Annotated in this window: 11 protein-coding genes; 3 read left to right on the top strand and 8 right to left on the bottom strand. The window is 40.4% G+C overall.

All coding sequences use genetic code 11. The features are described from left to right. Positions 1-44: 44 nt before the first annotated feature. From GQR46_RS08920 to bioA, 8 genes are all read right to left on the bottom strand, one after another. The gene (locus GQR46_RS08920; protein ID WP_165728680.1) at positions 45-1,109 is read right to left on the bottom strand and encodes an HD domain-containing phosphohydrolase; all 1,065 of its coding nucleotides are present in this window, start codon (positions 1,107-1,109) and stop codon (positions 45-47) included. Between the two features lie 40 nt (positions 1,110-1,149). Next, positions 1,150-1,515: a response regulator gene (locus GQR46_RS08915; RefSeq protein ID WP_010552738.1), complete on the bottom strand. Its 366-nt coding sequence runs from the start codon at positions 1,513-1,515 to the stop codon at positions 1,150-1,152. Beyond that, positions 1,490-2,680, bottom strand: coding sequence for a PAS domain-containing sensor histidine kinase (locus GQR46_RS20815; protein ID WP_010552739.1), 1,191 nt, complete (start codon positions 2,678-2,680; stop codon positions 1,490-1,492). The genes GQR46_RS08915 and GQR46_RS20815 overlap by 26 nt, the downstream gene beginning before the upstream one ends. Positions 2,681-3,121: 441 nt before the next feature. Further along, complete coding sequence (locus tag GQR46_RS08905; protein WP_165740749.1) at positions 3,122-4,138, bottom strand: ABC transporter ATP-binding protein; 1,017 nt, start codon at positions 4,136-4,138, stop codon at positions 3,122-3,124. Between the two features lie 14 nt (positions 4,139-4,152). Continuing rightward, the gene (locus tag GQR46_RS08900; protein WP_165740748.1) at positions 4,153-5,652 is read right to left on the bottom strand and encodes an iron ABC transporter permease; all 1,500 of its coding nucleotides are present in this window, start codon (positions 5,650-5,652) and stop codon (positions 4,153-4,155) included. Further along, positions 5,652-6,692, bottom strand: coding sequence for an extracellular solute-binding protein (locus tag GQR46_RS08895; RefSeq protein ID WP_165740747.1), 1,041 nt, complete (start codon positions 6,690-6,692; stop codon positions 5,652-5,654). The genes GQR46_RS08900 and GQR46_RS08895 overlap by 1 nt, the downstream gene beginning before the upstream one ends. Further along, complete coding sequence (locus tag GQR46_RS08890; RefSeq protein WP_007586790.1) at positions 6,693-7,505, bottom strand: hypothetical protein; 813 nt, start codon at positions 7,503-7,505, stop codon at positions 6,693-6,695. A gap of 171 nt (positions 7,506-7,676) precedes the next feature. Further along, positions 7,677-8,978, bottom strand: a complete 1,302-nt coding sequence (bioA, locus tag GQR46_RS08885) for an adenosylmethionine--8-amino-7-oxononanoate transaminase (protein WP_165740746.1) — start codon at positions 8,976-8,978, stop codon at positions 7,677-7,679. A gap of 93 nt (positions 8,979-9,071) precedes the next feature. On the opposite strand from bioA, the gene bioB reads away from it, so the two are divergent. Genes bioB through GQR46_RS08870 form a run of 3 tightly spaced genes read left to right on the top strand, consistent with a single transcriptional unit; the run spans position 9,072 to position 12,161 of the window. Further along, entirely contained in the window at positions 9,072-10,112 is a 1,041-nt protein-coding gene (bioB, locus tag GQR46_RS08880) for a biotin synthase BioB (protein ID WP_165740745.1), read from the top strand. Between the two features lie 13 nt (positions 10,113-10,125). Beyond that, a complete protein-coding gene (locus tag GQR46_RS08875; RefSeq protein ID WP_165740744.1) occupies positions 10,126-11,277 on the top strand; it encodes an 8-amino-7-oxononanoate synthase in 1,152 nt (383 codons plus the stop codon). Next, positions 11,274-12,161 carry a methyltransferase domain-containing protein gene (locus tag GQR46_RS08870; RefSeq protein WP_165740743.1) on the top strand — a complete coding sequence of 296 codons (888 nt, stop codon included), beginning with the start codon at positions 11,274-11,276 and terminating at the stop codon, positions 12,159-12,161. Before GQR46_RS08875 ends, GQR46_RS08870 begins: the two co-directional genes overlap by 4 nt. Positions 12,162-12,349 lie beyond the last annotated feature (188 nt).

Raw genomic sequence — 12,349 nt, 5'->3', positions numbered from 1 at the left:
GTTTGGTCCGTTCATTGGGTTTTCTCTAATTAATTATGGACGTGTTACTTTTCAGCATACTTTTGTTTAATTGCTAAAATTTCTTCTTGAACTGCAAAAAAAGCATCCACTACTGCGGGGTCAAAGTGCTTCCCACTACCTTCTTTAATAATGGCAAATGTTTTTTCTTGTGAGAATGATTTTTTATAAGGACGCTTTGACGAGAGAGCATCAAATACATCAGCAATAGCAACTACGCGTGCTGCAATTGGAATTTCACTACCTTTTAAGCCATCAGGATAACCAGAGCCGTCCCACTTTTCATGATGTGAGCGTGCAATAATTTCACCGAGTTTAATAACCTCAGAATCAGAACCCGAAAGTATGCTAGCGCCTACAACGGTGTGCTGTTTCATTATTTCCCATTCTGCAGCATCTAATTGTCCTGCTTTTAGCAAAATATGGTCAGGTGTAGAAATCTTTCCGAGATCGTGCATCGACGCTGAAAATAAAATATTTTCAACTGTTCCCTCATCTAACCCTACACTGCGTGCAACGGCCTCAGAATACAAACTCATGCGTTGAATGTGCGCACCCGTTTCTTCATCTTTGTATTCAGCAGCTTTGGTTAGTCTATTAATTGTTTCTAGTGATGCGGCTTTAATGCTTAGCATTGCTTGCTTTAATGATTCAGTTCTTTGAGCAACTTCAGCTTCTAATTGTTTCTGATAATTTGTTCTTAAATCGTTATAGTCTTTAATCTTAAGAAGGGACTTAACGCGCGATAATAGCTCGTTTTTATCTACAGGCTTTGTAATAAAATCATCGCAACCAGCATCAATCCCTTTAACTCGCTCTTTTGTCTCTCTTAAAGCAGTAATAAGGACGATAGGTAATAGCTTTAATAGGGCGTCTTCTCTAACACGGCGTGTTACTTCAAAACCGTTCATACCGGGCATCATTATATCAAGTAAAATAAGGTCTACAGGTTGTTGTGCTAAGATATCTAATGCTTGTTGCCCGCCAGTCGCTGTTACTGTTTTATATCCCTTGGGTTCAAGATAAGCTTGCATGAGTTCAATATTTTGAAGGTTGTCATCTACAACCAAAATTAAAGGGCTATCTTTCATTAACTGTTCCTGTGTATCAAGGTTTAAATAATTGTAGTCATTACTTTATATATAAACTTATTTGTTGAGCAAACGTGCGTGTATCTATAGGTTTAGAAATATACGCACTGTTAGGTATACACAGTAATTGGTCTATATCTGCGGGTAAAACAGAAGCGGTAACAAAAACAATAGGAATATCTGCCGTTTCTTTTTCATCACGCAAAATTTTTGCAACTTCTGTTCCAGACATATCTGGGAGTTGGACATCTAATATAATAATTTTTGGAGTTTCACGCTTTATTGTTAAAAGCGCATCTCTTGCATTCATAGCAGTGAATACTTCAAAATTTGCCATGAGTAAAAGATCTTCCTCTAGCAATAGGTTATTCGCATTATCATCAACTATAACTATTTTGGTTTTCATTATGCTTTACCACAGACTTTTGTTTAATTGGCAAAGTTATACGAACCGATGTGCCTTTATTAACACCTTCAGATTCAATAACAAACTCGCCTCCATGCAACTTTACTAGACTTTTTGCGATTGGCAGCCCAAGTCCTGTACCTTCTGTTAATCTAGAATAGGGGGTTTCTATACGGAAAAAACCTTCAAATATTTTTTCCATATTTTCAGCAGCAATACCTATACCCGTATCCCAAATTATTATTTCTATTTCTGTATCAGTATGTCGTGTTTTAACGCCAATTTGACCCTCATCGGGTGTAAACTTCACTGCATTTGAAAGCAAATTATAAAGTATCTGTTTAACCTTAAGGGAGTCAGCTTCAATTGGTGGCAAGTCATCAGCAATATCAAGACACATATTTAATTTTTTCTGGTTAGCTGTATCTGCTGTAAGCCCTGTAATTTCGTGCAATACTTGGCGTATCGGCAAATGAGAGATGGTGAGACTCATTTTGCCTGCTTCAATCTTTGCCATATCCAGTATTTCATTAATAAGTAACAGTAAATGTTTGCCGCTCACCAATACATTTTTAACATACTGTTTTTGTTTGTCATTTAAAGTGCCAAATGTTTCATCGTAGAGCACCTCAGAAAAACCATTTATAGAATTAAGTGGGGTTCTCAGTTCATGCGACATATTTGCTAAAAACTCTGATTTAACTCGAGCAGCACTTTCCAAGTCACTCGTTAGCACTTCTAGCTCTTTATTCGCTTTTACGAGTCCTTCTTGAATTGCGTTACGTTCAGTAATGTCCTCGATAGACAATAAAATAATACGATCTTTTGACTGAGTACGTTTAATTTGCCTTGCGTTGAGCAGCATTGTACGCCAACCAATTGTTTTAAAATTGTGCTCAACTTTATAATCATCAAAGCTCGTTTTTTGAGGCAATATGGTTTCTAATAATTCACGAAGCTTGGGAATGTTCCATTGATTATTACCAAGGTTGTATATTAGTTTCCCGACTGTGTCTTTATGATTAGCGCGAAAAAACTCATAAAATGAGCGGCTTGCTGTAACTACTCTTAAATGTTGGTCTAAAACAATCAGTGGTTCTCGAACCGTGTTTACAATACTTTCGGAGTATTCTAAGAGTTCTTTCTTGGTACTTATTTTATTCACTATCTAGATCCTTTGTACCATTAAGGGCTGAACAATTTTATAAACGTTTAAAGGATAATTAAGGTTCAGCAATACTTGAATATAGCTTTATTTTTATAATTCGTTAGCTAAAAGCAATGCTTAATAATGTGTTTCAATGTTTGTGTGTGGTTTTAACTAATATAAAAGGCGTAACCTGATAAGTGATATCTGAGAGGAACTATTTAACATTAATCTTTGTTCAGTAAACAGCAACAGCTGATTAATAGCAAGAGGTTCATAATTTAACCTGCATATTATTGTTGTTTATTGACTATAGTGAGTTTTTTAAAGGTAAAAAGTATTAGTTTTAAGCGAGATAGGGTTTTAACGGGGAACGTATTTAAACTGAATTTTGGGTCTAAATAGTAAGTATTGATGTAGGTATTAATGTTTAAATTAATGCCTACATCAATATTTTAATCAGTCTATAGATTTATAAACCGCTAATGGGTGCGAGGTACTTAGTGATACATGCACTTCGTCGCCAGGGTTTACCACAACTTCATGGCTTACTCGGCTAGTTACAACCGTAGAGCACGCAAGTTTTACAGCGCACAAGCGGCTGCCACCTTCAAAACGTACCCAAATTACTTCGCCGTTATTGCCAACACTGCTTTGTACAAGTAACACATCATCTGGTCGAAGTAGTACATCAACGTCGCCACTTTCACAGTCAACGCCATGAGCGGGAGCATTACCAATTGAGGTAGTGGCTTGTCCTTGGCTAAATTGGCCGCTAATAAAGCTGGCTTCACCTAAAAAGCGTGCCACAAAGCGATTATTTGGGGTACTAAAGCAGCGCTCGGGTGTATCGATTTGCTGAATTTTGCCGCCTTTAAGTATACCAACACGATCGCCAACTGAGAGTGCTTCTTCTTGGTCGTGTGTTACCCAAATCGCAGGTACGCCAGCTGCTTTAAGTGCGTTTCTAATATCCCAACGAAGCATGTCTTTAAGGGCGGCATCTAAGTTTGAAAGCGGCTCATCAAGCAATACAAAATCAGGTTGGTGGGCAAGGGTTCGCGCAAGTGCAACACGTTGCTTTTGTCCGCCAGAAAGCGTTGCTGGTTTTTTATCTCTAAAATCGCTCAGTCCAAGTAGGTTTATCCAATACTCAGCAGGGGCTGTATCTTTTAATCTAAAGCAAATGTTTTGCTGTACGGTTAAGTGCGGAAATAACGCAAAATCTTGAAAAACCATACCTACACTGCGTTTTTCAGGAGGTATTGTTAATTTGGGTGTAGCGCGCCATTTACCTGTGTTTATTTCGCCTTCGCTAATAGGTATAAGGCCAGCAAGGGCTTGTAAAATTGTACTTTTACCACAACCTGTTGGCCCTACAAGCATAAGGATTTCGTTTTCACCCAGCGATAAGTTTAAATCGCTTACTACGCGGTTACTGCCATAATCTATAGACAACTGACTTACAGATAGCATTGTTTCTTAAATCCTTAATGTTCAAACTGGTTGCGTTTTTCGCCAGACATCATAATAGCTAACCCGCAGGCAGATATCACTACTAACAATAATCCAGGAATAGCAGCGCGACCAAAATAGCCCGCTTCGTATACACGCCATAAATATGTAGAGAGGGTTTCAAACCCTGTTGGGCCAAGTAGTAGCGTGGCTTCGAGTTCGCGCATTGACTCTAAAAATACCAGTGCTGCACCGGCGATAATACCGCGCATAGTTAAAGGCAGTGTTATACGAGTAAATACTTCACGTGGGCTTGCCCCTAATACGCGCGCAGACTTTACTAAGCTTGGATCTAAGTGTTCGGTGCTTGTTCTAACAGAGCCTACAGCAAGTGGTAAAAACCGCAGCATATAAGCAATAATAAGCAGTCCTAGTGTTTGGTATAAAAACGGCAACTGCAATCCACCGTAAACAAGCGCTGTGCCCATTACTATACCCGGAATACCAAAACCAAAGTAAGTAACACGCTCCATTATACGACCCGCTTTTCCACTCAGTGCGGCATGTGCAACGGGGATCGCAACGATAACGGCTACAATTGCCGCAATACCCGACGCATACGTAGAGTTCCACGCAATATTAAAATCAAATGAGCTAAAACCATCACGAGCTAACCAAAGCGAAAATATAGCCAAAGGCAAGCCAATAGCGAGCAGTAAAACAGGTGCAAACGTAATAAATATTGCACTTAACTGTAGTTTGCTTGGGAATAAAATTAACGGGCGACCTTGGCGCTCAGGGGCTGTTTTTATTTGTGATTCAACTAAAAGTAAAAAGCCAACAATAACCATCAGTTGAAGCGAAAGCATGGCTGCACGGCCCAACGCAAAGGCGTTGTATTCAACGTATATAACACGGGTAAATGTATCTAAACGCATCATTGCGGGTGTACCAAAGTCTGACAACGTATAAAGCGCTACCAGCAATGAGCCTGCGGCTATGCCGTTTACTACACGCGGTAATATGACTTTAAATATGCTTTGTGTCATCGACATACCCAGTGTACGCGCGGCGTTAACCATACTTGCATCAAGGCTTAGTAAGGACGAGCGAGTGGTCATCATTACAAATGGAAATGTGTATAAGGTCATTACAATGGCGGCGCCCGTTAAACCATACATAGAAGGGGTTTCTATACCGGTTAACGTGTTTATTTCGCCGCCCGGACCAAAGGCCGCGTACAAGGTAAACGCACCTATATAACTGGGAACAGCTAAAGGCGCTGCAAAAAATACCAGCCATAGTTTTTTAAATGGTAAATGCACATACGCACTAATAAAGGCCAGTGGCACACCAATTAAAATGGAGCCTAAAACCGTTAACCCCATTAGGGCTAAGGTATTACCTAAAATTTTTAAATTATGACTATCAAAAACGGAACTTGCATCGCTTGCAAGCACTATTAATACATAAACAGGGGTAAGCGCAACAAGCGCTGCAAGCAGCGCCATTGGATAAGAGGCAGGTATTCTCATTACAATACGCCGCTGCTACGCATCAAATCTATAGTAGGGCGTAAATCAGCAAGCTGTGTTAAATCTACTTTAGGTGGAGAAATATTAGCAAGTGATGGTAAACCCTCAGGTTGGGTAATACCATTTACTAACGGAATTTCGTACGCTTCACTGGCTAAGTAACCTTGTACTTCTTTACTTAGTAAGTAACGCATAAAGTTAGTAGCAAGCGGATCGTCGTTAAGCGCTAATACACCCGATGCATTAACTAAACAGCCCGCATCATTTTGTGTAAATGCTAAATCAAGCTTAGCATTAGGCTTGCCTGATTTTAAACGCAATGTGTAATAGTGATTAGCAAAACCAATATCAACTTCACCGCGCTCAACGCCCATAACAACACCTAATTCTCCAGCGTATGTTTTAGCGCGTTTTTTAATCTTTTTAAGCCACTTAGCGGTTTTGTCGTCGCCTTCTAAAATTCGCATTGCGGTTACAAATGATTGAAAAGAAGCGTAGGCGGGCGCCCAACCAATACTTAAATCGCTGTCGGCAATTTCCATAATACTTGTTGGAATTTTATCTTTGGTCAAACGCGACGTGTTATATGGCAATGTACGAATACGGCCAGTTACTGGAGCCCACTCTTTATATCTAAATTGTGGTTGTAACTGAGCAGATAAATCACTTGGGATAGGTTGTGCAAGGCCTGCATCGGTTACTAAACCAATCGCGCCTGAATCAACCGCCCAAAATAAATCAGCGCGGCGAACGCCGGCTTTAGCTTCTGCAACAATCGTATTTGCTAAAGCAGCAGTAGGACCTCGGCGTATACCGAGTTTAAAGTCTGGATTTTTTTTCTGGATTGCTTGCAATACGTTTTCATACAAACCACCTTCGCCTCGGCCTAAATAAAGAGTTAACTCGCCTTTAAGCTTTGGTAAATCATCAACAGAAACTGGGTTTGCTATATCAGCGGCTAGCGCACGAGAAAGAGGCAGTGGCAATGAGCCAACCACCCCTAACGCAGCTAGGCCTTGAATAAAGGTCCTACGCTTCACTTAAAATACATCCTTACGGGCTTTTTCGGCTTTTTCTATTAAAACCTTAGCGCGGTCTAATTTTGTTTGCATATCACTGATCACATCGCGTACTTCATCGACGCTTTTGCTGTTTTTAATTGCTAGTGGCAGTGTTACGTTAAAGTCTTTTTCCAGCACTTCAACTAGGTTAGCGTCTTGCTCAATAAGTGTACCTTCAACGCCTTCAAACAGGTGTAGATAAGTATCGTGAACAATTTCAGTTGCTTCGTCTTGTAAACGCTCAGCAAATTTAGCTACTACACGGTCTAATTTGTGCTTAATTTCATCAATTGTGGCACTTTGTGTCATTTCTTTTGTAGCGGTAGCTTTTACAGTGTCTAACAAGCCTTTTTGCTGGAATTTTGCAGCAAGCTTAACAGCCCCAAGGCCTTGCCACAAGGCTATGTTCATCGCTTTTTGTTGTTTACGAACTTCCTCAGCAGGCTGTTTATTATCAATGGCCATTTTTACGCCATAAAGACCCTGCCAAATAGAAGCGTATACCGGTACGAAGTTAGTTTCTATTGCGCTGTGAAACTTAACTGATTCCCAATATTCAATTAAATCATCAGTTTTTACAGCTTTTGCGCCTTTAGTGTCGTAGTCGCTTACCATGGTATCAACTTTGCCTACCATCCATTCTACTTCTTCTGCGTAACTTTTAAGGTTAGCTTGAAGATGATTAACATGCTCGCCAATAGGGCCGTTAGCTAATACTGGTTGAGCCATAAACGCCGAGGCTAGTAAAAGGCTTGCACCTAAAGTTTTGGCTGGTTTAAATAGTAATTTCATAGCAAAGAAGTCCAAAAAGGTAATTGTAAATGATAGACATTATCATATAGCTAATAGTTAACGAGATCAATAACCACAAACTCGCTTAATAGATAAAAACACTAAATGTAGCGGTAGGTTACAGAAAATAGCCCTATAACCTGTATTAGGATTAGTTATTGAGACCGGCTATTAAGCGTAATGCTTGCCTTTAATGGCATTGTAAATGGCATCACACAGTGTTTTTATACTGGTGTCGTCACTTATATACGGTGGCATAAGGTAAATTAGTTTACCGAATGGACGTATCCATACGCCTTGCTCTACAAAATAAGCCTGAATTTTAGCAACATCAACATTGCCAGCAGCCTCGTTTAGCTCAACAACACCAATAGCACCTAAGGTACGTACATTGGCAACCGCATCTAGTTCACTGCATTTATTAAGTTGTTGTAGTTGGGTATTTATTTGCTTTATTCGTTGTTGCCAGTTTTGCTCAAGTAATAAATCAATACTTGCGCAGGCCGCAGCACAGGCAAGCGGGTTGCCCATAAACGTAGGGCCGTGCATTAAAACACCTGCTTCACCTTCGCTTATGCCAATGGCTATTTTATCACTTGTTATAGTGGCCGATAGCGTCATTGATCCGCCAGTTAATGCTTTACCAATACACATTATATCGGGCTCTATATTGGCGTGCTCTACAGCAAATAATTTACCTGTACGGCCAAAGCCAGTGGCTATTTCGTCGCAAATTAGCAGTACATTATATTGGGTGCACAATTTACGAACGCAGGCTAAATAATCGGGGTGATAAAAGTTCATCCCACCCGCGTTTTGTACAATAGGCTCAATGATAAAGGCGGCTACTTGGCTGTGGTTTGCTTTAAAGTATTCTTCAAGCTCTTTGGCTTCAGCTTGGTTAAACTCGCCCCCAAATTGACTAACCGGTGCAGGTACAAAAACGTGTTCAGGTAAAAAGCCTGAATATAAACTATGCATTGAGTTAACGGGGTCGCATACGCTCATGGCTGCAAAGGTGTCGCCATGGTAGCCCTTGTAAGGCGTCATTAATTTTTGTTTTGTTGTAATGCCTTGGCTTAACCAATACTGCAGCGCCATTTTTATTGCTACTTCAACACTTACCGATCCGCTGTCGGCTAAAAACACTTTAGTTAAACTCGGCGGCGTTATATTTACTATTTTTTTGCAAAGCTCTACCGCGCTGTTATGTGTAATACCGCCAAACATAATGTGGCTCATATTATTAATTTGCTCAATCATGGCGTTATTTATAACAGGGTGGTTATAGCCATGTATTGCGCTCCACCACGAGGCCATGCCATCGATTAATTGCTCGCCAGTTTCAAGGTGAATAATGTTGTGATTTGCATGTGTAACGGGATATACCGGAATTGGCTTAGTCATAGATGTATATGGATGCCAAATGTGCTCACGATCAAAATCAAGGTCAATCGCATTCTTTTTAATCATATGTAAACTTTAACTTGGTGGGCTTCGTTGACAATGTTACTTCAACTCGTAGACTAAGCCAATATCACCGTTGAGAAAAAATAAGAGAGTATTATGGAACTTGCACCTGTTCGTCACAATTGGACCCACGCTGAAGTTAAAGCATTATTTGAAATGCCATTTAACGATTTACTTTTTAAAGCCGCATCGGTTCACCGTGCTAACTTCAACCCAAATGAAGTGCAAATTTCTACGTTGTTATCAATTAAAACAGGCGCTTGCCCAGAAGATTGTAAGTACTGCCCGCAGTCGGGGCATTACCGAACAGATTTAGAACGCGAACGCTTAATAGAAGTAGAAAAAGTAGTAGAGCAAGCGCGCCTTGCAAAACAAAAAGGCGCGACCCGTTTTTGTATGGGCGCTGCATGGTCAGATCCAAAAGACAGAGACATGCCATACATTTCGCAAATGGTTAAAGAAGTAAAAGAGCTAGGGTTAGAAACCTGCATGACGCTGGGTAAACTCACTAACGAAAAAGCTCATGAACTTCGAGACGCTGGGCTTGATTACTATAACCATAACCTCGATACATCGCCTGAGTATTACGAGCAAATTATATCAACCCGTACTTTTCAAGATAGATTAAATACCATTGACCACGTACGCGATGCCGGTATGAAAGTATGCTCAGGCGGAATAGTCGGCATGGGCGAGCAAGCAAGCGACCGCTTTGGACTACTTATGCAACTAGCTAATTTACCACAACAGCCAGAAAGCGTGCCTATTAATATGCTTGTAAAAGTTAAAGGCACACCGCTTGAAAACATAGACGATTTAGATCACTTTGAATTTGTACGTACCATTGCAACAGCGCGTATTATGATGCCACATAGCTATGTGCGTTTATCGGCAGGGCGTAACGCCATGAACGAGCAAATGCAATCAATGTGCTTTTTTGCAGGCGCTAACTCAATATTTTATGGCGATAAACTACTTACCACCGAAAACCCAGACGCTGACGCCGATATGAATCTAATTAAAAAATTAGGCATGAACCCAGAAAAACGTCACGACTATTCAGACGAAGCAGTAGAAGCCTCGCTTTCATCGCAAGTGGCCGATAAAGCAACCTCTGAATTATTTTACGAAGCGTAGGCTTTTTATAACTATGCCTTTTGATTTTATAAATACGCATCTGCAGGCTCGCCTGCAAGATGCGCTGCTTCGTAAACGCCACGTAGTAGAGCATTCAACCGCGCGTACCATAACGGTTAATAATAAAACCTACCTTAACTTTGCCAGTAACGACTACTTAGGTTTTGGAGATGAGGCTGTTAACCTTAATCACTCCCACGCATTAGGGAGTCACAGCTCTGCTTTGGTTACGGGTTATCAGGCGCAGCAAAAAGCGCTCGAACAATACTTATGTAAGCAATTGGGTTATGGCGCAGGCATGTTGTTTAACTCAGGGTTTAGCGCTAATAGCAGCGTAATTAAAGCGTTGTTTCAAGATAAAGCGGCTGCGCAAAACAGCGCTATTTTTCAAGATAAGTTAAATCATGCAAGCTTGATTGACGGGGCTATGCATTCTAACGCGGCATTAGTGCGTTTTAATCACAACGACATGAACCATTTACGTTCACGGCTCGAAAAATCAAAAGCGCAAAACAAGCTAATTATAAGCGAAGGCGTATTTTCGATGGATGGCGATACCGCGCCTCTTAAAGAATTACTCGCACTTGCAAAACAGCACAACGCATGGCTGATGATTGACGACGCACACGGCTTTGGTGCATTAGGCAAAACCGGTTTGGGCAGTTGCGAAGCGTTTATTACTCAAACGCTGCCAGATATATTAATCATTACCTTTGGTAAGGCAGTCGCCAGTAGTGGCGCGTGTGTATTAGGCAGTAAACAGTTTATTGATTACATGCTGCAATTTAATCGCGATTACACGTATTCAACCGCTATGTCGCCGCTTATGGCAAGCCACACACTTGCGCGTATTAAAAGCATAAAAACAGCTGATGATAAACGCGATAAGCTAAATGCCAATATTGCATTATTTAAACAATTGGCAAAACAGCAAAGCATAGCGGTAATGGAATCAAATACTGCTATTCAACCCATTGTTTTAGGCTGTGCTGAACATACTTTAAAAGCGGCTGAAAAACTAAAGCAAAATGGTATTTGGCTTACTGCAATTAGGCCCCCGACGGTTGCACATAATACCTCGCGTTTGCGCGTTACACTTACTGCCGCCCATACAAAGCAAGATATAACCACGCTTATTGAGCACTTAAAAGGCGCAATAGCATGATTGCCCAAAAACTTAGCAATACTAGCACTGCGCAAAAGCAGAAATATATAAACACGCCTGCAACGCTTACAGCTATAAAAAATGATTCTAATGGTGTTAATATCCATAAAAATGTGGGTAGCAATACTTTAAAAAAATCTACACAAAGTAAGTTTTCAAAAGCGGCCGATGGCTACAGCAAGCATGCTAATGTACAAAAACAGGCTGCAAGTGATTTATTTAAACTAATAAACACGCAGCAACACAATAAAAACAAGGTATGTGTAGATTTAGGTGCAGGTCCACTTGTTAATACGCACTCATTACAAAGTGTATTCGGTAGCGTTATAGCAATGGATTTAAGCTTAAACATGCTAAAAAGCAGCGCATTAAACACGCAACGTATTTGCGCCGATATGGATAACTTACCGCTACAAGCAAGCAGTGTTGATGTAATTTATAGTAATTTTGCAGTGCAGTGGTCAGCTAATTTTGAAAAGCTAATGCAATCGCTTTACCGTGCTTTAAAACCTGGTGGAAAAGCGTATATAAGTACAGTAGTTTCAGGGTCACTTAATGAAATTAAAACAGCCTTTGCAGCGCTTGATTCAAACAGCCATATAAATACATTTAATAGCGAGCTATATATAAACCAATCAGTCCAAAAGGCAGGTTTTGTTATAAACAGCGCACAAAAACTGGTTTATACCGATACTTACTCAACGCCTTTAAAAGCCATTAAATCTATTAAGGCTATTGGTGCGACAACGCAAAATCACAGTAATACACGCCGTGGATTACTTACAAAGTCGGCACTTCAACAGGTATGTAATGCATACCCACTAATAAACAACAAAGCATGTGTGTCTTATCATGTGTTATTGTTATCATTAGAAAAAGACTAAGGTCTGTTGATCTTTCAAGGTTAAATTTGCAGCAGTCTGTTTGGTATTTAGGCAAGGCAGAGCCTATACAGTGTGGTTATTCCCCATAAATAGGCGATAACGTAGCATTAATGCCTAACAGGCGCTGCCCAAAGAGTTCTGCCTAGGGGCTATTTACTCTTTGTTGCTCGGTTTTGACTTAGCCCACT

Source organism: Pseudoalteromonas sp. Z1A6 (genome assembly GCF_011378745.1).
GTDB classification, from domain to species: Bacteria; Pseudomonadota; Gammaproteobacteria; order Enterobacterales; family Alteromonadaceae; genus Pseudoalteromonas; species Pseudoalteromonas arctica.
The sequence above is the reverse complement of the archived record's forward strand: the minus strand, read 5'-3'. Positions and strand labels throughout refer to the sequence as shown.

Bases quoted from the DNA above. Each gene is read 5' to 3' on its own strand.
- GQR46_RS08920 (WP_165728680.1), bottom strand. From the start codon at position 1,109: ATGAAAGATAGCCCTTTAATTTTGGTTGTAGATGACAACCTTCAAAAT.
- GQR46_RS08915 (WP_010552738.1), bottom strand. From the start codon at position 1,515: ATGAAAACCAAAATAGTTATAGTTGATGATAATGCGAATAACCTATTG.
- GQR46_RS08905 (WP_165740749.1), bottom strand. From the start codon at position 4,138: ATGCTATCTGTAAGTCAGTTGTCTATAGATTATGGCAGTAACCGCGTA.
- GQR46_RS08900 (WP_165740748.1), bottom strand. From the start codon at position 5,652: ATGAGAATACCTGCCTCTTATCCAATGGCGCTGCTTGCAGCGCTTGTT.
- GQR46_RS08890 (WP_007586790.1), bottom strand. From the start codon at position 7,505: ATGAAATTACTATTTAAACCAGCCAAAACTTTAGGTGCAAGCCTTTTA.
- bioA (WP_165740746.1), bottom strand. From the start codon at position 8,978: ATGATTAAAAAGAATGCGATTGACCTTGATTTTGATCGTGAGCACATT.
- bioB (WP_165740745.1), top strand. From the start codon at position 9,072: ATGGAACTTGCACCTGTTCGTCACAATTGGACCCACGCTGAAGTTAAA.
- GQR46_RS08875 (WP_165740744.1), top strand. From the start codon at position 10,126: ATGCCTTTTGATTTTATAAATACGCATCTGCAGGCTCGCCTGCAAGAT.
- GQR46_RS08870 (WP_165740743.1), top strand. From the start codon at position 11,274: ATGATTGCCCAAAAACTTAGCAATACTAGCACTGCGCAAAAGCAGAAA.